The 24481-nt window shown below is 67.5% G+C and carries 18 protein-coding genes; 10 read left to right on the forward strand and 8 right to left on the reverse strand.

What is annotated here, in order from left to right:
* Positions 1–1365 (reverse strand): MFS transporter, encoded by a 1365-nt coding sequence (locus tag AB4851_RS29885; protein WP_414449972.1) that lies wholly within the window; start codon positions 1363–1365, stop codon positions 1–3.
* Between the two features lie 190 nt (positions 1366–1555).
* Between AB4851_RS29885 and AB4851_RS29890 the strand changes: the two genes are divergently transcribed.
* Positions 1556–2923, forward strand: coding sequence for an LLM class flavin-dependent oxidoreductase (locus AB4851_RS29890; RefSeq protein WP_414449973.1), 1368 nt, complete (start codon positions 1556–1558; stop codon positions 2921–2923).
* Positions 2924–2942: 19 nt separating this feature from the next.
* On the opposite strand, the gene AB4851_RS29895 is transcribed toward AB4851_RS29890, so the two are convergent.
* From AB4851_RS29895 to AB4851_RS29905, 3 genes are all read right to left on the reverse strand, one after another.
* The gene (locus tag AB4851_RS29895) at positions 2943–3818 is read right to left on the reverse strand and encodes a M48 family metallopeptidase (protein ID WP_414449974.1); all 876 of its coding nucleotides are present in this window, start codon (positions 3816–3818) and stop codon (positions 2943–2945) included.
* 414 nt (positions 3819–4232) lie between these two features.
* Positions 4233–4925 carry a hypothetical protein gene (locus AB4851_RS29900; protein ID WP_414449975.1) on the reverse strand — a complete coding sequence of 231 codons (693 nt, stop codon included), beginning with the start codon at positions 4923–4925 and terminating at the stop codon, positions 4233–4235.
* 82 nt (positions 4926–5007) lie between these two features.
* Positions 5008–5919 carry a LysR family transcriptional regulator gene (locus tag AB4851_RS29905; protein WP_414444439.1) on the reverse strand — a complete coding sequence of 304 codons (912 nt, stop codon included), beginning with the start codon at positions 5917–5919 and terminating at the stop codon, positions 5008–5010.
* Positions 5920–6012: 93 nt separating this feature from the next.
* Here AB4851_RS29905 and AB4851_RS29910 point away from each other — a divergent pair, with 93 nt between their 5' ends.
* The 3 genes from AB4851_RS29910 (at position 6013) to AB4851_RS29920 (ending at position 11950) form a co-directional block, all read left to right on the forward strand.
* Positions 6013–9435 (forward strand): molybdopterin-dependent oxidoreductase, encoded by a 3423-nt coding sequence (locus AB4851_RS29910; RefSeq protein WP_414449976.1) that lies wholly within the window; start codon positions 6013–6015, stop codon positions 9433–9435.
* An 81-nt stretch (positions 9436–9516) separates the two neighbouring features.
* A complete protein-coding gene (locus tag AB4851_RS29915) occupies positions 9517–10965 on the forward strand; it encodes a short-chain fatty acid transporter (protein ID WP_414449977.1) in 1449 nt (482 codons plus the stop codon).
* 40 nt (positions 10966–11005) lie between these two features.
* Entirely contained in the window at positions 11006–11950 is a 945-nt protein-coding gene (locus AB4851_RS29920) for an ornithine cyclodeaminase family protein (protein ID WP_414449978.1), read from the forward strand.
* 183 nt (positions 11951–12133) lie between these two features.
* On the opposite strand, the gene AB4851_RS29925 is transcribed toward AB4851_RS29920, so the two are convergent.
* The 3 genes from AB4851_RS29925 to AB4851_RS29935 all read right to left on the reverse strand — a co-directional run bounded on the left by AB4851_RS29925 (position 12134) and on the right by AB4851_RS29935 (position 15813).
* The gene (locus tag AB4851_RS29925) at positions 12134–13360 is read right to left on the reverse strand and encodes a porin (protein ID WP_414449979.1); all 1227 of its coding nucleotides are present in this window, start codon (positions 13358–13360) and stop codon (positions 12134–12136) included.
* 119 nt (positions 13361–13479) lie between these two features.
* The gene (locus AB4851_RS29930; protein ID WP_414449980.1) at positions 13480–14595 is read right to left on the reverse strand and encodes a branched-chain amino acid ABC transporter substrate-binding protein; all 1116 of its coding nucleotides are present in this window, start codon (positions 14593–14595) and stop codon (positions 13480–13482) included.
* Between the two features lie 156 nt (positions 14596–14751).
* Positions 14752–15813: a proline racemase family protein gene (locus AB4851_RS29935; RefSeq protein ID WP_414449981.1), complete on the reverse strand. Its 1062-nt coding sequence runs from the start codon at positions 15811–15813 to the stop codon at positions 14752–14754.
* 158 nt (positions 15814–15971) lie between these two features.
* On the opposite strand from AB4851_RS29935, the gene AB4851_RS29940 reads away from it, so the two are divergent.
* From AB4851_RS29940 to AB4851_RS29955, 4 genes are all read left to right on the forward strand, one after another.
* On the forward strand, positions 15972–16685 hold the full coding sequence (locus tag AB4851_RS29940; RefSeq protein ID WP_414444432.1) for a GntR family transcriptional regulator: 714 nt from the start codon (positions 15972–15974) through the stop codon (positions 16683–16685).
* 115 nt (positions 16686–16800) lie between these two features.
* Positions 16801–18567, forward strand: a complete 1767-nt coding sequence (locus AB4851_RS29945; protein ID WP_414449982.1) for a tannase/feruloyl esterase family alpha/beta hydrolase — start codon at positions 16801–16803, stop codon at positions 18565–18567.
* Between the two features lie 73 nt (positions 18568–18640).
* Complete coding sequence (locus AB4851_RS29950; RefSeq protein ID WP_414449983.1) at positions 18641–19123, forward strand: hypothetical protein; 483 nt, start codon at positions 18641–18643, stop codon at positions 19121–19123.
* Positions 19124–19184: 61 nt separating this feature from the next.
* Positions 19185–19757: a hypothetical protein gene (locus AB4851_RS29955; RefSeq protein WP_414449984.1), complete on the forward strand. Its 573-nt coding sequence runs from the start codon at positions 19185–19187 to the stop codon at positions 19755–19757.
* Here the strand turns inward: AB4851_RS29955 and AB4851_RS29960 are convergent.
* Entirely contained in the window at positions 19754–20365 is a 612-nt protein-coding gene (locus AB4851_RS29960; RefSeq protein ID WP_414449985.1) for a PolC-type DNA polymerase III, read from the reverse strand. The genes AB4851_RS29955 and AB4851_RS29960 overlap by 4 nt on opposite strands.
* Positions 20366–20966: 601 nt before the next feature.
* Between AB4851_RS29960 and aspT the strand changes: the two genes are divergently transcribed.
* On the forward strand, positions 20967–22658 hold the full coding sequence (gene aspT / locus AB4851_RS29965; RefSeq protein ID WP_414449986.1) for an aspartate-alanine antiporter: 1692 nt from the start codon (positions 20967–20969) through the stop codon (positions 22656–22658).
* A gap of 128 nt (positions 22659–22786) precedes the next feature.
* Positions 22787–24439 (forward strand): bifunctional aspartate transaminase/aspartate 4-decarboxylase, encoded by a 1653-nt coding sequence (locus AB4851_RS29970; protein WP_414449987.1) that lies wholly within the window; start codon positions 22787–22789, stop codon positions 24437–24439.
* Positions 24440–24481: the final 42 nt, after the last annotated feature.

The following is a 24481-nucleotide window of genomic DNA, read 5'->3' on the forward strand; positions in this document are numbered from 1 at the left end:
TCAGCGCGGGCCGGCCAGCGTGGCCTCGCCGCGAACCGGCGCTGCGTCACTACCCGCACCACCACCCGCCGCGCGCCGGGCCGGGTCCGCCGCGGCCAGCACCGCGATCAAACTCAGCGCGCCCAACGCTGAAATATAGGCGCAAATCAGCCACGGCGAGCCGCCGCCCACCGCGAGCAGCGCCGCCGCCACGAACGGCGTCAGGCCGCCCGAGATCAGCGTGCCGATCTGGTAGCCGAGCGAAATGCCGCTGTAGCGCACCTCCACCGGAAACTGTTCCGCGAACCAGGCCGCGCCCGGTGCGTAGATCGCGGCGTCGAACACGGCCAGTTCGATCGCGAACACCAGCGGCAGATAGCGCAGGTCGCCGTGATCGAGGAACCAGAAGAACGGCCAGACCAGCAGCGAAATGCCCACCACGGCCCAGATCGCGGGCCGGCGGCGGCCGACCCGGTCCGACAGCGCGGCCCACAGCGGCGTGGCGACGATCGCCACCGCCGAGCCCACGATCACCGCGCCGAGCGCATACGAGGCGCCGTTGCGCTTGAGGTTCAGATAGCTGATCGCATAGGTGGTGACGATCGCGTACATGGCCGGCTGCAGCAGCCGCAGGCCGATCGTGACCAGCAGCGCGCGGCGGTGATGGCGAAACACTTCCGCCACCGGCAGGCGCTTGAGCCGGCCTTCGGCCTGCGCGGCGAGAAACGGCTCCGGCTCGCGAATGCGCGTGCGCACGAAGATCCCCACCGCCACCAGCACCACGCTGAACAGGAACGGCAGGCGCCAGCCCCAGTCGGAGAACGCCTCGGGCGCGAGCCACGCGCGCACGCCCAGGAACGTGCCCGACGCCAGCAACATGCCGGCGGCCGAACCGACCTGCGTGAACGAGCCGAGCAGCCCGCGCGTGCGCGCGCTGGCATGTTCGACCGACAGCAGCGACGCCCCGCCCCACTCCGCACCGGTGGCGATGCCTTGCAGCAGCCGCAGCGCGACCAGCAGCACGGTGGCCAGCAGGCCCGCCGTGGCGTAGGTCGGCAGCAGCCCGGTCAGCACCGTGGCCACGCCCATCAGCACCAGCGAGAACACCAGCACGCGCTTGCGGCCGATGCGGTCGCCGAAGTGGCCGGCGATCACCGCGCCCACCGGCCGCGCGAAAAAGCCCACGCCGTAGGCCGCGAACGCGCCGAGGATGCCCGCCAGCGCATTGGTGCTGGGCGGAAAGAACGCATGACTGAAGATCAGCGCCGACGCGGTGCTGTAGATATAGAAGTCGTACCACTCGATGGTGGTGCCGATGAACGCGGCAAAGCCGACGCGCGCGGCGCCCGCCTTCGGGCTGCGCGATGTTGCGGAGGGAGTCGACATGATTCGGCCGGGCGGCAGGAGACAGGAAAAGCCGGCCAGTAAAGCATCGAAACCTTCGTCAACCTAACGATAATTTCTGCTTTGCTTTGCAGTTTAGTGGCGATAACGATATGCCGATCCGGCAATGTCGGCCGCGCGCCCCGCCGCCTAGAATCGCTGGTTTTCCAGCCAGCCACGGGCGCTTTCCGCGATGCCACGTCAACTCCGCTTCAACGCCTTCATGATGAACTGCGTGGCGCATCTCGCGCCGGGGCAATGGACCGCCGAGGCCGACGCCTCGTTCGGCTATCTCGACACCGCGTATTGGGTGAACATCGCCAAGACGCTCGAAGCGGGCCTGTTCGACGGCCTGTTCCTCGGCGACGTGATCGGCGTGTACGACGTGTTCGGCGACGGCCCGCAGGCCGCGCTGCGCTCGGCCGCGCAGGTGCCGATGAACGATCCGGCCGTGCTGATCCCGCTGCTCGCGCACGCCACCGAACACCTCGGCTTCGGTCTGACGGTATCGGTGGCCTACGAATCGCCGTACCTGCTCGCGCGCCGCTTCACCACGCTCGACCATTTGAGCCGCGGCCGGGTGGCCTGGAACATCGTTACGTCGTATCTGCAAAGCGGGGCGCGCAATCTCGGCCAGGACGCGCTGCGCGCGCACGACGCGCGCTACGAGCGCGCCGACGAGTTCATGTCGGTGTGCTACCAGCTCTGGGAAGGCAGTTGGGAAGACGGCGCGGTGCAACGCGATCGCGAGCGCGGCGTGTATGCGGACCCGACGCGCATTCATGCGATCCGCCACGACGGCCCGCATTTCCGCAGCGAGGGCGTGTTCCAGTGCGAGCCGTCGCCGCAACGCACGCCGCTGCTGTTCCAGGCCGGCGGCTCGGCGCGCGGCACGCGCTTCGCGGCCGAGCACGCCGAATGCATCTTTCTGGGCGCGCCCACCCGCAAGGGCCTGCAGGCCTCCGCGCGAGCGGCCCGGCAGGCGCTGGTCGATGCCGGCCGCGCGCCCGACAGCGCGAAATTGTTCGCCATGCTGACGGTCATCGTCGACGAAACCGCCGAGCTGGCGCAGGCACGCTACGCCGCCTATCGCGCCCGCGCCGATCACGAAGGCGCGCTGGCGCTGCTGTCGGGCTGGACCGGCATCGATCTGTCGCGCTACCGCCCCGACGATACGCTGGCCTATGTCGATACCGATGCGGGCCAATCGGCGCTGGCGTCGTTCAGCAAGCTCGACCCGGAGAAGGTCTGGACCGTGCGCGACGCCGTGGAGTTCGTCGCGATCGGCGGGCGCGGCGCGGTGGTGGTGGGCGATGCGGCGCAGGTGGCCGACGAACTGCAGGCGCTGGCCGAGGAAGCGGACATCGACGGTTTCAACCTGGCCTGGGTCGAGTCGCCGCGCACGTTCGAGGATGTGGTTCGCTGGCTGGTGCCCGAATTGCAGCGGCGCGGCGCCTACAAGACGCGCTACGAAGCGGGCACGCTGCGCGAAAAGCTGCTGGGCGGTTCGGCGCGCCTGAGCGCGCCGCATGTGGGTGCGCGCTACCGCGTGGCGCGGTAGCGCGGGCGGCGGGCGTGGCTCAGTCGAGGCCGGCGTGCAGCGACGGCTCGCGATCGAACCCGGCCTGCGCTCGCGTTTGCTGTGACGCGGCGGCATAGCCGCGCCCGGCGACATCGGCGTTGATGGCGGCGACGCGGCGCGTCAGGCGCGGATGCGAACGGTTGATTTCGGTCAGGAAGCCGAATATCGGCGGCACCATCCGCTCCTGCGCGATGAACGCCTCGCAATCCATCTCGGCGTTCAGGCGGCGGCAGCCGCAGCCGAGCATCTGCAACGCGCTGCGCGAGGAAGCGGCATCCTTCGCCAGATAGGTGCCGATCCGGTCGCACGTATATTCGCGCGAGCGCGAATAGGCCTTGCCGAGAAACGGCACCGCGTGGGCCGGCAGCTTGATCATGTTGAGCCACGGGTTCAGGTGGCCGGCCGCGTGATGGCCGATTTCATGGCCGATCACGAAACGCACCTGGGCGTCGTCGTTCGCCTCCACCAGCGCCGACGTCAGGAACACATACCGCCCGCCGCCGAACAGCCGCCGCGCGAACGCATTGAACACGCCGTTCGAGTTGTAGATGAAGGTTTCGGGCGGCACGGCCAGGCCGATCGCCTCCGAGGCCTCCACCACCATCGCGTGCAAGCGCGGAAACTGCTTCGGGCCGATCAGCACCATGTTGCCGTAGGCGGTGGCGCGATACGCGGCGCCGGCCAGCCAATGGAAAATGCCGAACATGATCGCGTATTGCACGAACATCACCGCGAAGGGCCGGTGTTTCGGACTGTCCATCGCCGCGACGACGGATACGTAAATGGCGAACCACAACAACACGCCGCAGATCAGCATCGCCCAGTGATACGGCTTCTCGCGCTTGTTACGGAATTGATTGGCAAGCTTCGACATCGGTTCTCTCCAGGTTCCAGGCTGCTTCAATGGCAGCGAACGACGCGGCGCTTCGAACCAATATCGGCCCAACGCGCGCGGGAGAGCCCGTCCCGTATGGGCGAGCAGATTCCGGACTACCCCCGGGCGGCAATGCGTATTGGATTGAACGCGCCGCGTTTTTCATCGAAATTTCATGTGCCCGGCAACAGGCCGGTTCCGGACGCATGAGATTCGTTTGATTTTCTGATAATCCTGTGACGCTGAATCGCGGCACAAAACGGAATGCGCGCTATTACAGCGTAATTACCGGGGGCACACAAGCGGATCGACCAGGCGCATCACTCCGCAGCCTGACAATCGACAACAAAAAACCGCGGGCCGGTCGCGCCTCGCGGGTCGGGGTCGTGCGGATTCCGGCGATGCCGGTGCGGATCAGGCCGGCTGGGCGCTCTCGGCCGCGCCGGCTTCGCAATCGTCCCAGTAGCGGAACGGATCGCGGTGTTGCGGGAAATGCTCGGCGAGCCAGCCCGACAGGCGCTGCCACTCGGGGTGCCGGTTGCCGGTCATGGCCGACCAGATCGACGAGCGTTCGAGGATCTTGCCGGTCGCGCGGTCGCGAATCAGCAGGCTGCCCATGCCGCTCGAACTGTTCGATTGGGTTTCGACCTGGTAGCGCGTGAAAATGCGTACCTCGGCATCCTCGGACCAGCCGTACACGGCGCGCACGGCGTTCGACGCATCGCGCAGCTCGATCGGGCCGGAGGGCGGGCGCACGGCTTTCCAGCCCTCGGGGAACTCGGCCACCACCTCATGGCCGGCCTCGCGCACCCACCGCACGCGCCAGGCACGCACGATCGCGGCATGCACCTGCGACACCGACGTATAGCCGGCCGGCAATTCGATCGCGATCGGCAGCGTGATCAGGTTGTCTTTCCAGAGGCGGCTTTCGTCGTCAGGCCGCTGAACCGGCGCGAGCGGGTTGGTGGACATCGGGCTCGGGCCAAACGGGTTGACCGGCTTGCTCGCCGAACGCGTGCCGGTGCCGGTGCTCAGGCCGGCGCCCGGCAGCCCGGCAAAAAGGCGTTCGGCATCCTGGCGAGTCAGTTTGGGTTTTGCTTTCTTCATCTTTCGTCAATTCAATCGTTCGATACCGGTACACAGACCGACATGATGCACCCTGCCCGGCCCGGCGGCCATCCGCACAAGCCTATGGGCCGGTTCGTTTCCACGAGCGGAACAGATCCAGCAGCACCCGCACCTGGCGGCTCGGCACCGCGTCGCGACGCCACACCGCGCCGACATCCATGGTCGGCACCTCGACGCTCAGGTCGCGCCGGCTGATGCGGCTGCCTTCCAGCGACCACGGCCGGTAGACCAGGTCCGACAGGATCGTCACGCCCTCGCCGAGCGCCACCAGGCTGCGCACGGCCTCGATCGACTTGCTCTGCATGCGCACGCGCGGCGCGACGCCGAACTTGCCCCAATAACGGGCAACCGTCTGGACGTGCTCGTCCATGTCGAGCAGCAGGAAATTCTCTTGGGCGACATCTTCGAGCGTGACGCGCTGCGCTTCGAGCAGCGGGTGATCGGGCGGCGTCCACAGGCGGCGCGGCGAGCGGATCATCGTCTCGCCCTTCAAATCGTCGTGGAGAGCCGTATTCGACACCAGCAACAGCGCCGCGTCCAGTTCTCCTTCGATTAATTGCTGTTCGATGGTCTCGCGGTCGCGTTCGACCACCTCCACCTGGAGGTTGCGGAACCGGCGCGTGACGACCGACATGATGGCCGGCAATAGATAGGCAGAAATGGTTTCCGTCATGCCGATCCGCGCCAGGCCGGCGATCTGCCCCGGTTCCTCCTGCGCCGCCACCACGGCTTCGTCGACCGACTGGCGGGCCTGCTGCACGTGGCGCAGGAAGCGCATGCCGGCGTCGGTCAGGCGCACGCCCTTGGCGTGGCGCGACAGCAGCGGCACGCCCACCGCGTCCTCCAGGTTCTGCAGGGCGATCGTCATCGACGACTGCGAGACGTTGCACAGATTCGACGATTGCGAGATCTGCCCGGTATCGGCCACCGATACGAAGTAGTCGATCTGGCGCAGCGTGATCTGTCTCGGCATGGTGCGCTCCCGGCGTCGAGATATTAAAAAAATCGATATTGCCGGATCAAAAAGATGAATTTGGCGGCGTTTGTGGTTTCGTAGGATCGTCGCATGGAACCCGATACCGCACCTCCCACGCAGGAAAAGAAGGGCTACTGCACGCTCTGCCGGTCGCGCTGCGGCACGATCAACGTCGTGCGCGGCGATCAGTTGACCGAAGTTCGCCCCGACCGCGAGCACCCCACCGGCCACGCGATGTGCCTGAAAGGCAAATCCGCGCCGGAACTGGTGCACAGCCCGCACCGCGTGCTGCATCCGATGCGCCGCACCGCCCCGAAGGATGCGGCCGACCCCGGCTGGGTGCGGATCGGCTGGGACGAGGCGCTCGACGCGATCGCCGACAGGCTCGGCAGCCTGCGCCGCGAGCACGGCGCGGAATCGGTGGCGTTCGGCGTGACCACGCCGAGCGGCACGCCGATGAGCGACAGCATCGACTGGGTCGAGCGCTTCATCTGGTCGTACGGCAGCCCGAATATCTGCTACGCGACGGAAATCTGCAACTGGCACAAGGACGTGGCGCACGCGTTCACGTTCGGCTGCGGCATGCCCACCGCCGATTACCGGCACGCGGAGGTGATCCTGCTGTGGGGCACCAACCCGGCCAATACCTGGCTCGCGCAGGCCGACGCGATCGCCGCGGGCCGCCGCAACGGCGCGAAGCTGATCGTGGTCGACCCGCGCCCGACCGCGCTGGCCCGCGAGGCCGACGTGTGGCTGCGCGTGCAACCCGGCACCGACGCGGCGCTGGCGATGGGCATCGCGCGGCACTTGATCGCCAGCGGCGCCTACGACGACGCGTTCGTGCGCACCTGGACCAACGCGCCGCTGCTGGTGCGCCGCGACACCGGCCGGTTCCTGCGCGAGCGCGATCTCGATCCGCACGCGGCGGACAACCGCCATGTGATCTGGAACGCCAGGCAAGGCCGCGCCGAAGCGCTCGGCGAGGAAGCCGGCACCACGCCGGCCGATTTCGCGCTCGACGGCACCTACGCGGTGGCGTCGATCCCGTGCGAGCCGGCCTTCGCCTGCTATGCGCGCGCGCTCGACGCGTTCACGCCCGAGCATGTCGAGGCCATCACCGGCGTGCCGCCGGACGCGCTCGAACGCGCCGCCGCGCTGCTCGCGCCGGGCGCCCGCATCGCCTATCACGCGTGGTCGGGCGTGGGCCAGCACACCAACGCGACGCAGACCGAGCGCGCCATCGCCACGCTCTATGCGCTGACCGGCGCGTTCGACCGGCGCGGCGCGAACCGCGAGTACGTCAAGCAACCGTCGAATGCAGTGAGCACCTATGCGCTGTGCCCGCCGCAACAGCGCGCCAAGGCGCTGGGCCTCGACGAGCGTCCGCTCGGCCCGCCCGCGCAGGGCTGGGTGACCGCGCGCGACATGTACCGCGCAATGCTCGACGGCGAGCCGTACAAGGTGCGCGCGCTGTTCGCGTTCGGCACCAACCTGCTGGTGTCGCAGCCCGACGCGCAAACGGCCCACGCGGCGCTGAGTCGGCTCGAATTTCATGTGCACTGCGATCTGTACGAAACGCCGTCGTCGCGCTACGCCGACATCTTCCTGCCGATCAACACGCCGTGGGAACGCGAGGGGCTGCGGATCGGTTTCGAGATCGACGAGCGCGCGGTGGAACTGGTGCAACTGCGCCAGCGCATGGTCGCGCCGCGCGGCGAAAGCCGCGCCGACTACGACATCGTGTTCGCGCTGGCCACGCGGCTCGGCATGGGCGAAGCGTTCTTCGGCGGCAGCATCGAGGCCGGCTGGAACCACATGCTCGCGCCGCTCGGCCTCGACGTGGCCACGCTGCGCGCGCACCCCGAAGGCATCGCGCGCCCGCTCGCGCAGCGCGAGCGGCAATACGCGCAGCCGGGCGCCGACGGGCCGCGCGGCTTTCGCACCGAAACGCTGCGCGTGGAGCTGTATTCGGAGAAGCTGCTGCGCCACGGCTACCCGCCCGTGCCGGCCTACGTGCCGCCGGCCGGCCTCGCCGCCGAGGCCCGCCTGGATCGCGAGGCCTACCCGTACGTGCTGACCTCGACCAAGAACGGCTATTACTGCCACAGCCAGCATCGCGGCGTGACGCGCCTGCGCAAGCGCGCGCCCTATCCGCTGGTCGAGATCAGCGGCACGCTGGCCGCGCGCAAGGGCATCGTCAACGACGACTGGGTGGTGTTGCGCACCGAGCACGGCGCCGCGCGTTTCGTCGCGCGCGTGGAGCCGGCGCTGGCCGACGACGTGCTGATCGCCGAATACGGCTGGTGGCAGGCCTGCGACGAACTCGGCCACGCGGGCTTCGACGCGCGCGGCCCGCTCAACAGCAACTTCAGCAACCTGGTGTCGGGCCGGCAATACGATCCGCTGTCCGGCTCGATGCCGATGCGCGCGCTGGCCTGCGACCTGCAAGCCGATCCGGCGTTCGAGCGCGAGCGCCGCGCGTGGGACGGCTGGCGCGATTTCGTGGTGACGCACCTGCACGACGAAGCCGAAGGCGTGCGCACCGTGACGTTCGCCGCGCGCGACGGCGGCCCGCTGCCCGACTACCGGCCGGGGCAGCACGTCACCGTGCATGTCGCCGGGCTCGGCGAGCGCGGCACGACGCGCGCCTATTCGCTGGTCGGCGCGGCGCAACAGGCGGGCCGCCGCAGCTACACGATCTCGGTGCGCCACCAGGAACACGGCGCGATGTCGAGCCACATTCATCGCGCGCTCGCCGTGGGCGACGCCGTGCAGTTGCGCGCGCCCGGCGGCACGTTCGTCCTGCCGCTGCATTCGCGCCAGCCGGTGGTGCTGTTCGCCGGCGGCATCGGCATCACGCCGTTCGTGTCGTATCTGGAATCGCTGGCGCAGGCCGGCGCGCGGCGCGCCCTGCCCGAGGTGTGGCTGTTCTATGCGAACCGCCACGGCGCGGCGCATGCGTTCCGGCAGCGCATCGACGCGCTGCGCGAGGCGCTGCCCACGCTGCGCGTGATCGATTGCTATGCGCATCCTCGGCCCGTCATCGACATCGCCGGCCTCGACTACCAGCGCACCGGCTATCTCGATGCCGGCGTGGTGGACGCCGCGCTGATCGAGCGCCGCGCGCGCTTCTACCTGTGCGGCCCCGAGCCGATGATGCGCGCGATCATCGACGGCCTCACCGCACGCGGCGTGCCCGCGTTCGACATCTTCAAGGAAGCGTTCCGCTCGCCGGCCATGCCGCACGGCGATGCTTCGCAGAGCTTCACGATCACGTTCGCGCGCTCGAACCGCACCGCGCGCTGGACGCCCGCGCACGGCAGCCTGCTGGCGTTCGCCGAAGGCCTCGGCGTGGCGCTGCCCAGCGGCTGCCGCGTCGGCCAGTGCGAAAGCTGCGCGGTGCGCGTGGCGCGCGGCAGCACCGATCACCTGTCGGGGCACGCGCCCGACGAACCCGACATGTGCTTCGCCTGCCAGGCGATCCCGCTGTCGGATCTGGTTCTGGAAGCGTAAGTACGCCACCGGAGCACCGAAGCACTCAATAACCACACCGCCGCAACCACACAGCCAAAACCACGCAAGGGGGAATTCACCATGGACAAGCTCGCACGAGCCACACCGCCCGAGGCCGCCACGGCCCACGGCAACACGCTGGAACGGCTGGCCGCGCGCGTCACGCGCTGGGCCGAACGCTGGTTTCCCGATGCGTATATCTTCGCGGCGATCGCCGTGATCGTCGTCGCGCTGGGCGCGCTGGCGGTCGGCGCGCCGGCGCAGCGGGTGGGCATCGCGTTCGGCGACGGCTTCTGGAGCCTGATCCCGTTCACGATGCAGATGGCCGTGGTGGCGATCTCCGGCTACGTGGTGGCGGTGTCCCCGCCGGCCTCGAAGGTGATCGCGCGGCTCGCGCAACTGCCGCGCACCGCGCGCGGCGCGGTGATGTTCGTGGCGTTCGTCAGCATCGGCACGTCGCTGTTCAACTGGGCGATCAGCCTGGTGTTCAGCGGCCTGCTGGCCCGCGCGCTGGCGCGCCGCACCGGCCTGCGCATGGATTACCGCGCGGCCGGCGCGGCCGCCTACCTCGGCATGGGCGCGACCTGGGCGCTCGGCCTCAGCTCGGCCGCCGCGCAATTGCAGGCGAACCCCGACAGCCTGCCGAAAACGCTGCTCGCCATTACCGGCGTCATTCCGTTCTCCGAAACGATCTTCCTGCCGCAATCGATGCTGATGGTGGCCGCGCTGACGATCGTCTCGCTGCTGATCGCGGCGTGGTCCGCACCGGTCGGCGAGCGCGCGCGCACGGCGCAGGACCTGGGCGTGTCGCTCGACGACATCGATACGCATCTGGACAAGCCGAGCCGCCCCGGCGAATGGCTCGAATACAGCCCGCTCGTGACGATCCTGATCGTGCTGCTCGGCCTGGTGTGGATCGGCCACGAGTTCACGACGAAGAACCCGCTGCTGGCGATCTCGAACCTGAACACCTACAACTTCGTGTTCATCCTGCTCGGCATGCTGCTGAACTGGCGGCCGCGCCGCTTCCTGAACGCGGTGGCGAAAGCCGTGCCGTCCACGGCCGGCGTGCTGATCCAGTTTCCGCTGTACGGCGGCATCGCGTTCATCCTGACCAAGGCCGCCGCGCCGGGCGGGCTGCCGCTGTCGGAGCATCTCGCGCACTTCTTCGTGGCGATCTCGTCGCAGGCGTCGTTTCCGGCCGTGATGGGCGTGTATTCGGCCGTGCTCGGCTTCTTCGTGCCGTCAGGCGGCGGCAAGTGGATCATCGAGGCCCCCTACGTGATCGAGGCGGCCAAGGCGCTGCAGGTGCACCTCGGCTGGTCCGTCACCGTCTACAACGCGGCCGAGGCGCTCCCGAACCTGATCAACCCGTTCTGGATGCTGCCGCTGCTCGGCGTGCTCGGCCTGCGCGCCAAGGACGTGGTCGGCTTCACGTTCACGCAATTGATCGTGCACGTGCCGCTGGTGGTGTTCATGTTGTGGGTGCTCGCGCCGACGCTCGCGTACCACCCGCCCGTGATGCCCTGAAACCCAACCCGAATTCCCGAACTCCCGAACGTCCACAACCATGAAAATTCTCGACTCGACCGCCACGCGCGATGCGCTGCCCTTCCCCGAGCTGATCGACGCGCTGCGCGCGATGTTCGTGGCCGGCTGCCACGTGCCGCTGCGCCACAACCACAAGATCGCCGCCGAGGGCGGCGACGGCACCGTGCTGATCATGCCGGCCTGGCAGGACGGCGGCTATCTGGGCATCAAGACGGTCAACGTGTTCCCCGGCAATGCCGCGCTCGGCCTGCCGGGCCTGCATTCGACATACGTGCTGTACGACGGCCGCACCGGCGCGCCGCTCGCGCAACTCGACGGCAACGAAATCACTTCGCGCCGCACTGCGGCGGCCTCGGCGCTGGCGGCCGGCTATCTCGCTCGGCCGGACGCCACGCGCATGACGCTGCTCGGCGCGGGGCGCGTCGGCAGCCTCGTACCGGAGGCGTATCGCGCGGTGCTGCCGATTCAGGAAGTGGAGGTGTGGGATGCGGTGCCGGCCGCCTCGGTGCGGCTCGTCGCGCACCTGAACGCGCTGGGCTTCGCGGCGCGCGTGGTGGACGACCTGCCGGCCAGCGTCGCGCGCGCCGACGTGGTCACCTGCGCCACGCTCGCCACCGAACCGGTGGTGCGCGGCGAATGGCTCGCGCCGGGCTCGCATCTCGACCTGATCGGCAGCTTCACGCCGGCCATGCGCGAGGCCGACGACGCCTGCTTCGCGCAGGCCAGCCTGTTCATCGATACGCCCGAGGCGTTCCAGAAATCGGGCGATCTGCTCGGGCCGCTCGAGCGCAAGGTGATCGGGAATCCCGATCAATGGCCGACGCTGGAAACGCTGTGCCGCGGGCAGGCGCAAGGACGCGCGAACGCGGCTGAGCGCACCGTGTTCAAGGCGGTGGGCACGGCGCTGGAGGATCTGGCGGCGGCGGCGCTGGTCTATGCGCGTCACGCGCCGGCTGCTGCCTGATTCAGAAACGTTCGCGCAAGCCGGCCGTGATCACCATCTGCGTGTTGCCTGAGGCCAGCGGCCGACATGCTCGGCACGCGCCGCCGCCTGATTCAGAACCGTTCGCGCAAGCCGGCCGCGATCACCATCTGCGTGTTGCCCGAGGTCAGCGGCCGACATGCTCGGCACGCGCCGCCGCCTGATTCAGAACCGTTCGCGCAAGCCGGCCGCGATCACCATCTGCGTGTTGCCCGAGGCCAGCGGCTGCCGATTGATGTCGGCCGTCAGCCCGGAGCCGCCATCGTGCGCATGCTGATACAGCACGCTGGCATAAACGTCGGTCAGCTTCGACAGGTTGTAGTCGACCAGCAGCGACGGCTCGAACCAGTTCGGCCGGTGCGTCTGCGCCTTGCTGGTGATCTGCGCGGCCGTGTAGGTCAGCGCGAGCGTGGTGCTCAAGGCGGCCGTGAAGCGGTATTGCGCGTTCAACTCGAAGTTGTCGAAGTGCGCGCTCGCGTCGCCGGTGGCGATGCCGAGCGAGCCGATGCCGTTGATGGTTTGCAGGTGATCGAACTGCGAATGCGTCCAGAGCGCGTCGACGGTGGCGCGCCCGGCTCGCCAGCGCGCGCCGGCGCCGTAGATGCTCTGCCGTTGCGCCACGAACGTGCGGTCGCTCAGCGTGACCGCGCCGTCGGCGTTGGCCGGGCCGGCATCGGTGTCGAGCCGCAGCCAGGCCGCGGCCACCCGCACGCTGCCGAGGTTCCAGGCCGCGCCGACGCTGGCCACGCGATCGTTGGCCGCCGCGCCGGCGTCGTTCGAGAAGCCGTACAGCGCGCTGACCTTCCAGGTGTCCATCGAACCGTAGCTGTACTTCACCGCGTTGTTGACGCGAAAGCCGTGATTCAGGTTGTCGTTGTCGAACACGTGCGCGGCCAGGTTGTCGACCACCGGCTTGTGGATCGGCGCGAGGAAATCGACCACCGAATCGTATTGGCGCCCCACCGTGAGCGTGCCCGCGCGCCGGTCTGCCAGGCCCACCCACGATTCATAGCCGAACAGGCGGTTGTTCTGCGTGGCCGCGCCGGTGCTGGTGTTGAAGCCGTTGACGAGCCGGAAGATCGCCCGCGTCGATTCGCTCAACGGCTCGCTGCCGACAAAGCCCCAATGGCTGCCTTGCAGATCGCCGCTGGTTTCGCGCACGAGCGACTTGCCGCCGGCATTGCTCGTATACGACACGCCCGCCGTCACCACGCCGAACAGCGTGACGCTGCTCTGCGCATGCGCCGCCATGCACCCGGCGGAACACGCACCCGCCATCAACAGGCGGTTCGAAAACCATTGGCTACGCCATCCGAACTGTTTCCGCACCGGGCGCGTGGGCGCGCCTCGTTCGATTCCCGCTTCCCCTGCCGCCATCTTGCTCACCGCCATCAAGAATGATTTGTCTTCGCAGTCGCATTCTATTTTTGGGGTCCTCAAGAAATCGTCAAGAACCGGGGCGATTTCATGACGATTGCGTGACGTCGCGGCAGGGCTCGGCCGCTACGCCATCAATACGGCGTGAGCTGGTTGTTGCGGAACGTGTAGACGGTGGTGGGCGCACCCTTCAGGTTGCCGTTCGCATCGAACGCGTAATGCCCGGCGATGCCGTCGTAGCTGATGCCGGCCAGATACGCGCGGATCTTCTCGCGATCGGTGGTGGTGCCGGTGGCCTCCATCGCCTTGGCGATCATCATCACGCCGTCGTAGAAGTTCGACGCGTACACCAGCATCTCGGTGTGATAGCTGGCCTTGTAGCGCTCGACGAACGCGTGCCCGGCCGGGGTCTTCTCGATCGACGAGCCGCCCTGCGCGCAGAACGCGTTGGCCGACATGTCACCGGCCAGTTGCGCCAGTTCCGCCGAGCAGATGCCGTCGCCGCCGAGCAGCTTCGACGACACCGCGGCCGAACGCATCTGCTTGAGCATCGGGCCGGCCTGCGCCGCGTAGCCGCCGTAGAAGATCGCTTCCGGCGCCTGCTCCTTGAGCTTGGTCAGGATCGCGCGGAAATCGACGGCGTTCGAGTTCGTGTACTCGCGCGCCACCACCGTCAGGCCGATCCGCTTCGCCTCGGTGATGAACTCCTGCGCGATGCCCTGCCCGTACGCGGTGCGATCGTCGATCACGGCCACTTTCTTGGCCTTCAGCTTGTCCTGCGCGAAATCGGCCATCGAGCTGCCGAGTTGCGCGTCGCTCGCGCCGATCCGGAACACCGTGTTGTAGCCCTGCGCCGTCAGCGCCGGGTTGGACGCCACCGGCAGGATCGCCACGCCGGCCGACTGATAGATGCGCGCGGCCGGAATCGCCACGCCCGAGTTGTTCGGCCCGAGGATCGCGAGCGCGTGGCTGTCGGCCAGCTTCTGCGCGATCTGCACGCCGACCTTCGGATCGCCCTGGTCGTCCTCCGAATCGAGCACGAGGTGCACCTTCTGGCCGCCGACCGTCAGGCCGTGGGCGTTCAGATCGGCGATCGCGAGCTTCGCGCCGTTCTCGTTATCCTTGCCGCTGCCGGCCTGCGCGCCGGTCAGCGGGCCGGACAGGCCGAGCGTCACGGTGGTGTCGGCCAGCGCCGCCACGGATACCGCGAAAAGACCACATGCTGCAACCAAGCGGGTAAGTGTTTTCATGTCCTGTCCTGCGGGTGAATGCCATCGGGTTGTCGGGGAAAGCGGGCACTGCCGGCGCCAACGCGCGCCGTCCATTCGTATTCCTGATCAAATCGTCTGAACAAATCGCCTGAAGCAACGCCGCGAGCGGCGTTGCAGCAAGGCTTATTTGCGACCTTACTTGCGGGACTTGATCAGCTTGTCGTCCACCGCCTCCAGCCAGGTGTCCGACAGCGTGAAGCCGGTCTGGAAGCGGTCGGTCGGGTCCACGCCGACCTGCGAGATCGCGCTGATCCAGGCCTGCCCCGACACCACCGGCACCACCGCCGGCACGTCGCCGAGCAGAGTGGTGGATTCGACGCGGCTCTCGAAGCGCGAGCCGATGATCGACTCGTGCACGAACGTCTCGCCCACCGCGATCTGCCCTTTCGCGTGCATCACCGCGAGCCGCGCCGAGGTGCCGGTGCCGCACGGCGAGCGGTCGCAGCGGCCCGGCGACACGATCACCGTGTTGCGCGAGGTCAGCACGCCGTTCTCGCGGCGCAGCGGCATGACGAATTCGGTCTGCGTGATGCCCTTGATCAGCGGATTGAGCGGATGCGGCGACGGCAGTTGCTCGGCCGCCGACGACTTGATGATCTGGCCCAGCTCGCACAATTCGCGCGCCTCGTCGGGCGTCACGCCGAAGCCGAGCGCCTCGGCATCGACGATCACATAGGTCATGCCGCCGTAGCCCACGTCCACCTTCAGCGTGCCCACGCCGGGCACCTCGATCATCGCGTCCAGATGGTTGGCGAACGCCGGCTGGTTCGTGAACTCGACCTTGGTGACCTTGCCGCCCGAGCACTCGCAGCGCACCGAGATCAGGCCGGCCGGCGCTTCGAGCACCAGTTCCGTGACCGGCTCGACCATCGGCAGGATGCCGGTTTCGAGCAGGACGGTGACCACGCACATCGTGTTCGAGCCGGACATCGCCGGGTATTCGGTCGATTCGGCGATCACGTAGCCCATCTGCGCGCGCGGGTCGGTGGCCGGCAGGATGATGTTCACGCTCTGGTTGGCCGAGCCGCGCGGCTCGAACAGCGCAATGCGGCGGATGTCGTCGCGGTGCTCCTCCAGGTACATCATCTTCTCGAACATGGTCGCGCCCGGCACGTCGAACACGCCGCCCGTGACGACGTTGCCCACCTCGCCCTCGGCGTGGCAGTTGACCACCGTGAATGTCCTGTTCCAACGCATGACGGAATTCCTCGCTGACTGACAGCGCTCGACCAGGCGCCGATCGCCTCGGATATCGAACACTGACTATTGTATCCAATATGCTGTAGTCGATTTTTACTGTCAAGCACCGGGTGCTATGGCATGATTTCGTCTGAATTCAAGGCTCCCCCATCCGTATGCAAGACCTTTCCGATCGCCGTGGCGCCGCCACGTCCCCCGCCGCTTCCGGCAAGCTGGTCCGTACCACCATCGTCGAGCAGGCGGTGGAAATCATCCGTGGCAAGATCCTGCGGGGCGAACTCGCGCCGGGCGACCCGCTGCGCCAGGAGGCGCTGGCCGACGAGCTCGGCATCAGCCGCGTGCCGGTGCGCGAGGCGATCACGCGGCTGCAGGGCGAGGGTTTCGTGACGATCTTTCCGCACAAGGGCGCGTATGTGTGCGGGATTTCGGCCGACGAGGTGCGCGAAACCTTCGAGATCCGCATCCGGCTCGAACCTTGGATCTTCTCGCGCGCGATGGCGCATTCCGACGAAACCACGTATGCCGCCGCGAGCGCGATCGTCGACGAGATGGACCACGCCACCGAAACCACCTGGGGGCAGCTCAACTGGCGCTTCCATGAAACGCTCTACGCGCCGTCCGGGCTGGACCTGGCCATCGACACGCTGCGCCGGCTGAACGACCTGAACGAGCGCTACTTCCGGTTCCAGGTGGTCAACGTGCCGATCCGCGAGAACACCCGCAGCGAGCACCTCGAAATGATCGAACTGAGCCGCGCGCGCGATGCGCGGCGCGGCGCCGTGTTGCTGCGCGAGCACCTGCAGCGCGCCATGCAGCAGATCGTGGAAGTGGCCAGCGGCCTGCTGGAGCCGCGCGGGCAGAAGCGCTAGGCGGTCGCGAGCGGGCGATGCACGCGCGCCACAGCGCCGGCCTTGGGCGGTCGAATCTGGCCCTGATCTATGTCATATTGACGCCTCGCTCCCTCACCAACCCGTGTCCGCGGCAATGAACCAGCATCCGGCGCGCCCGCGCCCCGCTCATCGGATCGTCTTCGCACTCGCCCTCGCCGCCGCGACACTCGTCGCCAGTTCCTCCGCGGCCGCGCAGCACCTCGCCCCTCAGCCTCCCCAGCCCCGCCATTGCCTCGACCTGGCCGGCGTGCAGATTCCCGCCAGCGGTATCGGGCTGCCGACCGACGGCGCGATCGTGCAGACCGCCACGCCGATCGGCGCGACCGCCGTCGGCAACCAGGATGGCGACTATTGCCGGCTGACCGGCGTGATCCGCGCGACCACGGCCGGCACGCCCGACATCCGCTTCGAGTTGAACCTGCCCGCGCGCTGGAACCGCCGCGCGCTGCAATTCGGCGGTGGCGGCTACAACGGCGTGGTGGTGACCGGCACCGGCCCGACGCCGTTCTCGCCCGACATCGCCCCGCTCGCGCAGGGCTACGCCACGTTCGGCGACGATTCCGGCCATATCGGCAACCCCGGCGAAGGCACCTTCGGCCTGCTCGACGAGGCCGTCACCAACTTCGGCTACGCGCACCTGAAGAAGGTGCACGACGTGGCGCGCGCGCTGATCGTGCGCGGCTACGGCCGCTCGCCCGACAGGATGTACTTCGCGGGCGGCTCCACCGGCGGGCGCGAGGCCTACACGGTGATCCAGCGCTACCCCGACGACTACGACGGCGTGATCGCCAACGCGCCCGCGCTGAACTTCACCGGCGTGCGCCTGATGGGCGTGGCGCTCGGCCATGCCGAATACCGCAGGCCGGGCGGCTTCGTGCCGCCCCGGCTGCTGGAGCGCGTGTACGAACGCACGCTGCAGGTGTGCGATGCGCTCGACGGCGTGGCCGACGGCATCGTCAGCGATGTCGAAGCGTGCCGCGCCCGCGAGCCCGAGATCATCGATTCGCTGCGCTGCCCGGCGCAGCCTGCGTCGGCGGCGGCAGCGGCTTCGGCCACGTCGGCATCCGCCGCGCCGCTGGCGAGCGGGATCGTCGCCAGTTCCGGCACCACGGCGCACGGCGCGAACGCCAGCGGCGGCTGCCTGACCGAGGCGCAGCTCGCGACGCTCGAACTGCTGCGCGACGGGTTGCGCCTGCCCTACCCGCTCGCCTGGAACGTCAGCGGCTATCGCGGCTACAACGTGTTCCAGGGCACCCGCTTCACGAGCGGGCTCGGGCTGGCGCACTCGCCGCATCCGCAATCGAATCCCGAATTCCACGAGAACGGCTACCTGTATGCGCAGGGCGACGCGTATATCCGCTACTTCGTCACGCGCGACACCGCCTTCGACGCGTTCCAGTTCGACGTCATGCGCCCGGGGCGCTACCAGGCGCGGATCGTGTCGCTGTCGAAGACGATCGGCGCGATGAACCCGGACCTGTCGCGCTTCATCGCGCGCGGCGGCAAGCTGATCACCATGCAGGGGCTGGCCGACGAGGTGATCAGCCCGAACCAGACGATCGCCTATTACGACGGGCTGGTCGCGCGCTACGGGCAGGCGCGGGTCGACAGCTTCATGCGCTTCTACATGGCGCCCGGCTTCCAGCACGGCAACGGCGTGTTCATCCCGTCGGTGGACATGCTCGGCGCGCTCGACCGCTGGGTGTCGCACGACATCTCGCCGGAAACGCTGCTCGCCACCGACATCCTGCCGGCCACCAACGGCCGCACCCGGCCGCTGTGCCGCTATCCGGGGTTTCCGCGTTACGTCGGCCGGGGCAATGTGAACCGGGCGAGCAGCTTCGTGTGCGCGATGTCGTGAGGGATGGCCGGGAAGCCGCCGACAGAACTCGGTCGGCTTGAATAACGAAAAATCCGATCCGGGGCCAACCGACATGACACGTCGAGACGTGCACGACCTGGTGATCTTCGCCCGGGGCTGCCTGTATGGCATGGGCGGCAGCCTGCCGTCGGCGCTGCTGCTGATCGGCGTGTGGATCTTCGCGGGTTATACGTTGGTCGGTGCGCTGGGCTCGACCGGCGACGATCGAATCGGACCTTGCGTGATATCGGTCGCCGCGCTCGTGACGGCCACCTCGGGCTGCGTCGGGCTGTGCCGCGCGCTGGTTCCGCCGTGGCGATCGACCCGGCGCAGTATCGTCAGAACCCTGTGCTGTCTGATCGGCGGGCTGCTCGCGATCAGCCCGCTCTCGTATGCCGAGATCGGCGACATCGTGCGGCGTCGTGGCGGCCACGAGTTCAGCCCGCTCGACCTGATCGTGTTCGTGTTGGGCGGCCTGGTGCTGCTTTATTTCGTCGAGGCGGGCGTGACGCTGGCGTGGCGGCTGTGGCGACGGATGGGGAATGCGAACGCCTAGGTACGGGCCGGCGGGGACGAAAAGCGGGCCACCACCAATCAAACAAGGGAATTTCCCAAACATGGACACACTCGGGCCACTTCGAGAAGCCGATCAGAAAGTGCTGGCCGATACACGGCAGGCGCTGGAGAAGATTCACTCGCTCGCCGCGTCGCCTTGCGACTCGCCTGAAGCGGGCGTCGATATTCTTCGGCGGCTCCGCATGGATGTTTATGAAGATCTCAATCAGATCCTGCACGAACATCTGATTGTCCGTGCCGCAGAGTGGCTGCTCGCCCATGACCGCGTTGCCGGCGATATTGCCTGGTTCTGGAATCCTCGACAAACCGGTGACAGCTCCGAACCCGATTTGCGCGGCATGTGCCGCGAAGGCGTGGTGATTTCCGCCGAGGTGACGGCATCGGAACGGCCGATCGGCACGATTGATCGCCGAATGCACACGACGCTTGCCAAGCTGTCACGCATGGCGGGCGAGCAGTTCTATTTCGTCCGAACCGAATCCATGCGCAAACGTGCATCGACCAAGATCGACAAGGCAGGCTGGGCCATCTCGGTGGTGAAACTCGACGCGCCTCTCGCGTCGAACGAACTGCCGATCGCCGCCCTGGAAGACCCTCTCGCGGAACCGCTTTAACGCCCGACCATCGCGCCCAGAAACGTCGCGACATTCGCCTTGCTGGTTTTCTGCAGGCGCGACATCAGCGCGTGATCGACGCGACTGAGCCCGTAGGTCTGCGCCATGTCGCGTTGCAGACGGCACCACAGGTGCCCCGCCATTTCCGCATCGACCATCGCCCGGTGGGCGCGGCCCGTTTTCGGCAGGCGCAGCATGTCGGCCAGATTCGACAGCCGGTGGCTTTGCGCGTGCGGATAGATGCGCCGCGACACCAGCAGCGTGCAGGCGAATTCATGCGCCGACGACTCGCCGAGCTGCTCAAGCTCCGATTGCCAGAAGCGCCGGTCGAACGCGGCGTTGTGGGCCACCACGGGATGGCGGCCGACGAACGCCGCCGCCTCGCGCATCACGGTGGCCACCGGCGGGGCCGACGCGATCATGTCGTTCGTGATGCCGGTGAGCGCGACCACGTCGGACGGAATGCGCCGCCCGGCGTTCATCAGGCTCTGGTAGCGGTCGACGATCTCGCCGTCGCGCAACAGGATCACGGCGATTTCGGTGGCGCGGTCGCCCTGGGCGGGGGACAGGCCGGTGGTTTCGAAGTCGAGGACGGCTACGGTTTGCATGGTTCCTGGCTGAGACGGCGGGGTTGAGCGGGGCGGCGGCGGATCGCGAAAAACGATCCCCGTGGAGGATAGCAAATTGATGCCTGGCTGCCTGCTCATCCTGGGCGGCAGGCGAATCGGTCGCACCGGTGCCGGCGCGCGCGCCGTTCGCCCCGATCGAAGCGCGATCACCGTTTCAACTCGCCAATGCCGCTGACCTGCCGGTATTGACTTGAACCAACCTGCCGCCACGATTCCCGGTGCATACGTGTCATGCCAAAACCAGGATTAACGGCGCACGCACCATCAACCATTTCAACCATTCAAACTTTCGCCTCGATAAACGCATAACTTAAAGAAAAATCGATATCGGCGCGTTCCTGAAACTTGATGCGCCAAGCGCCCTGGCGCACATTATTTTTCTCGCTTTACTGCAATGACTTGCGAATACCCACGACGCCCGCGCCGCCCGCGCCGCCGCCGTGAAATACATGCCGTCACGAAAGCGAATTGATAATAAACAGGCCCCGATTTACAGCTATCCTGCGTCAGCAACCCATCCATGCCGCAGCCGGCGAAACATCGAATGTTCTGGTAATTATTTCAAGCACGCGAGGTTCCGATGACTTGGTTACACGACATTTTTCAAAAATCTCCCGAGATCGCATTATTCCTTTCGCTGGCCGTCGGCTACTTCGTCGGGCAGATCAACTTCGGCAAGTTCCAGCTCGGCGGCGTGGGCGGCTCCTTGCTGGCCGCGGTGGTGATCAGCCAGGCCGGCGTGACCGTGGACGACGGCATCAAGTCCGTAATGTTCGCGGTGTTCATCTACGCGGTGGGCTACGACTCCGGGCCGGGCTTCTTCAATTCGCTGAACCGCAATTCGCTGCGCGAGATCGCGATGGCGCTGTTCCTGGCCGTGTCGGCGCTGCTGACCGTGCTGGTGTGCGCGAAGCTGTTCCATCTGAACAAGGGGCTCGCGGCGGGGCTCGCCGGCGGGGCGCTCACGCAATCCGCGATCATCGGCACGGCCGGTGACGCGATCGCGCGGCTCGGCCTGCCGGCCGATCAGGTCAAATCGATGCAGGCCGATGTCGCGATCGCCTACGCGGTGACCTACGTGTTCGGCTCGCTCGGCGCGATCATCGTGTGCGTGAACGTGCTGCCGAAATTCATGGGCCAGGGCCTGCGCGAGGCCGCGCTCAATGCCGAGCGCGAGTTGGCCGGCGGCCACGCCGCCCCCGCCGCCGGCCAGGTGGCCGCGCTGCCCGAACTGATCGGCCGCATCTATCGCGTGCGCGCCGCCGCCGGGCGCACCGTGCAGGCGATCGAGGTCGAACATCGCGATCTGCTCACCATCGAGAAGATCCGGCGCGACGGCAAGGCGCTCGAACCGCGCCCGGACCTCGCGCTGCAAGCCGGCGACGTGGTGCTGCTGGTAGGCCGGCGCGAAGGCATCATCGATGCGGCCGGCACCATCGGCGACGAACTGGCCGGCGCCGACGCCGACGGCTTCGGCGTGGTGATGCAGACACGCCAGGGCGTGTTCACGCGCCGCGGCATGAACCACACGACGATCGCCAAGGTGCGCGAGAACGTCGACCGCGAGCTGCGCCACGGCGTGTTCGTCTCGGCCGTCACGCGCGCGGGCCAGCCCCTGCCGCTGCTGCCCGACACGGCGCTGCTGCACGGCGACGTCGTGACCTTCTACGGCTCGCCGGGCGATACCAAGCGTGCCGTCGATGCGGCCGGCTACGAACTGCCCTACACCAACAAGACCGATTTCATCTACATGAGCGTGGGCCTGGTGGTGGGGCTGCTGCTCGGGCTGATCGTCGCGAGCGTGGGCGGCGTGCCGCTCACGCTCGGCTCCGGCGGCGGCTGCCTGCTCGCGGGGCTGCTGTTCGGCTGGATGCGCGGCAAGCATCCGATGTACGGCGTGATGCCATCGGCCGCGTCGCGGCTGCTGCAGGATTTCGGGCTGGCCGTGTTCGTCGCGGTGGTCGGGCTCAATTCGGGGCTGCGCGCCGTGGCCACCGTGAAGGAAAGCGGCGTGACGATCTTCCTGCTCGGCGTGTTCGTCACGCTGTTCCCGCTGCTGCTGACCATGCTGTTCGGGCGCTACGTGCTGCGCTACCGCAACGCGGCGATCCTGGCCGGCGCGCTGAGCGGCTCGCGCAGCGCGAACCCGGCCTTTGGCGGGATTCTCGACAAGGCCGAGAGCGCCGTGCCCACCGTGCCGTTCGCCATCACCTACGCCGTGGCGAACGTGCTGCTGACGCTGCTCGGCCCGCTGGTGGTGGGGCTGGTGTAGCGCGGCGCGCTACCGTTCACCTTTTCCGGCGCGTCCGGTTTTCATCTTCCCGCAACGTGTGTCGTTCCGGCCGCTACCGAAGCAACCACAAGCGACCACGAGCGACCACTCACGATGGAGTCCTTATCATGGCCAAAGACAAGCGCAAATCCGACGACCGGGCAAAGCTCGCGGCACTGAGCCCGTTCGAACTGAAGGACGAACTGATCAAGGCGGCCGGCGGCGCGGCCGTCGAACGCCCCGCCAACACCGCGATGCTCAACGCCGGGCGCGGCAATCCGAACTTCCTCGCCACCATTCCGCGTCACGGCTTCTGGCAGCTCGGCCTGTTCGCGATGCGCGAATCCGAGCGCTCGTTCGCCTACATGCCGGAGGGCGTGGGCGGCTTTCCGCAGCGCGACGGCATCGTGGAGCGCTTCGAGTTGTTCCTGCGCGAGGAAAAGGACAAGCCCGGCATCGGCTTCCTGCGCGGTGCCGTGTCGTACGTGCGCGATCAGCTCGGCCTGTCCGCCAGCGATTTCCTGTACGAGATGTGCGAGGGCATCCTCGGCTCGAACTACCCGGTGCCGGACCGCATGCTGAGTTTGTCCGAGCAGATCGTCGGGCAGTATCTGCGCCGCGAGATGATCGGCAAGCATCCGTTCGTGGGCGAGTTCGACGTGTTCGCGGTGGAAGGCGGCACCGCCGCGATGACCTACATCTTCAACACGATGCGCGAAAACCGGCTGATCCAGCCCGGCGACACGATCGCGCTGGGCATGCCGATCTTCACGCCGTACATCGAGATTCCGAAGCTCAACGATTACCAGTTGAACGTCGTGCATCTCAATGCGTCGGTCGAGAACAACTGGCAATACTCGAACGCGGAACTCGACAAGCTGCGCGACCCGAAGGTGAAGGCGTTCTTTCTCGTCAACCCGAGCAATCCGCCCTCGGTGAAGATCAGCGACGAAAGCCTGCGCTACATTGCGGAAATCGTCGAGGCGCGGCCCGACCTGATCCTGCTGACCGACGACGTGTACGGCACCTTCGCCGACGATTTCGTCTCCCTGTTCGCGCTCGCGCCGAAGAACACGATCCTCGTGTATTCGTACTCGAAGTATTTCGGCGCGACCGGCTGGCGGCTCGGCACCATCGCCACGCATCGCGACAACGTGCTGGATCGCCTGATCGGCGAACTGCCGAAGGCGGTCAAGCGCGAACTGCACACGCGCTACGAATCGATCACGACCGACCCCGATTCGCTGAAGTTCATCGACCGGCTGGTGGCCGACAGCCGCACCGTGGCGCTCAATCACACGGCGGGCCTGTCGACGCCGCAGCAGGTGCAGATGGTGCTGTTCTCGCTGTTCTCGCTGATGGATACGCCCGACGCGTACAAGAACGCGCTGAAGCGCCTGATCCGCAGCCGCAAGCGCGCGCTGTACGAGGAAGTGGGCATTTCGTTCGCCGACGACGATCCGAACCAGGTCGACTACTACACCATCCTCGACCTCGAATTCCTCGGCGAGCAGGCGTTCGGGCGCGAGTTCGTGGATTGGCTGTTCAAGAACACCGAGCCGTCGGACCTGCTGTTCCGGCTCGCCAGCGACGCGCGCGTGGTGCTGCTGCCGGGGCGCGGCTTCGGCACCGCGCACCCGTCGGGGCGCGTGTCGCTCGCGAACCTGAACGAATCCGACTATCGCCAGATCGGCCGCGCGCTGCGCAAGCTGATCGAGGAATACGTCGAGCGCTTCAACGCCGATACCGGCAAGAAGCTCGATAGCGGGAAGGTCAAGTAAGCGCGGCGCACGCGCGCGCGGCGGCGGGCCTCACCCGCCCCG

This window comes from Burkholderia sp. 22PA0099 (assembly GCF_047497165.1).
Lineage (GTDB): Bacteria > Pseudomonadota > Gammaproteobacteria > Burkholderiales > Burkholderiaceae > Burkholderia.

Bases quoted from the DNA above. Each gene is read 5' to 3' on its own strand.
- AB4851_RS29925 (WP_414449979.1), bottom strand. From the start codon at position 13,360: ATGGCGGTGAGCAAGATGGCGGCAGGGGAAGCGGGAATCGAACGAGGC.
- AB4851_RS29960 (WP_414449985.1), bottom strand. From the start codon at position 20,365: ATGCAAACCGTAGCCGTCCTCGACTTCGAAACCACCGGCCTGTCCCCC.
- AB4851_RS29915 (WP_414449977.1), top strand. From the start codon at position 9,517: ATGGACAAGCTCGCACGAGCCACACCGCCCGAGGCCGCCACGGCCCAC.
- AB4851_RS29935 (WP_414449981.1), bottom strand. From the start codon at position 15,813: ATGCGTTGGAACAGGACATTCACGGTGGTCAACTGCCACGCCGAGGGC.
- AB4851_RS29900 (WP_414449975.1), bottom strand. From the start codon at position 4,925: ATGAAGAAAGCAAAACCCAAACTGACTCGCCAGGATGCCGAACGCCTT.
- AB4851_RS29950 (WP_414449983.1), top strand. From the start codon at position 18,641: ATGACACGTCGAGACGTGCACGACCTGGTGATCTTCGCCCGGGGCTGC.
- AB4851_RS29895 (WP_414449974.1), bottom strand. From the start codon at position 3,818: ATGTCGAAGCTTGCCAATCAATTCCGTAACAAGCGCGAGAAGCCGTAT.
- AB4851_RS29885 (WP_414449972.1), bottom strand. From the start codon at position 1,365: ATGTCGACTCCCTCCGCAACATCGCGCAGCCCGAAGGCGGGCGCCGCG.
- AB4851_RS29890 (WP_414449973.1), top strand. From the start codon at position 1,556: ATGCCACGTCAACTCCGCTTCAACGCCTTCATGATGAACTGCGTGGCG.
- AB4851_RS29905 (WP_414444439.1), bottom strand. From the start codon at position 5,919: ATGCCGAGACAGATCACGCTGCGCCAGATCGACTACTTCGTATCGGTG.
- aspT (WP_414449986.1), top strand. From the start codon at position 20,967: ATGACTTGGTTACACGACATTTTTCAAAAATCTCCCGAGATCGCATTA.
- AB4851_RS29970 (WP_414449987.1), top strand. From the start codon at position 22,787: ATGGCCAAAGACAAGCGCAAATCCGACGACCGGGCAAAGCTCGCGGCA.
- AB4851_RS29945 (WP_414449982.1), top strand. From the start codon at position 16,801: ATGAACCAGCATCCGGCGCGCCCGCGCCCCGCTCATCGGATCGTCTTC.
- AB4851_RS29920 (WP_414449978.1), top strand. From the start codon at position 11,006: ATGAAAATTCTCGACTCGACCGCCACGCGCGATGCGCTGCCCTTCCCC.
- AB4851_RS29955 (WP_414449984.1), top strand. From the start codon at position 19,185: ATGGACACACTCGGGCCACTTCGAGAAGCCGATCAGAAAGTGCTGGCC.
- AB4851_RS29940 (WP_414444432.1), top strand. From the start codon at position 15,972: ATGCAAGACCTTTCCGATCGCCGTGGCGCCGCCACGTCCCCCGCCGCT.
- AB4851_RS29930 (WP_414449980.1), bottom strand. From the start codon at position 14,595: ATGAAAACACTTACCCGCTTGGTTGCAGCATGTGGTCTTTTCGCGGTA.
- AB4851_RS29910 (WP_414449976.1), top strand. From the start codon at position 6,013: ATGGAACCCGATACCGCACCTCCCACGCAGGAAAAGAAGGGCTACTGC.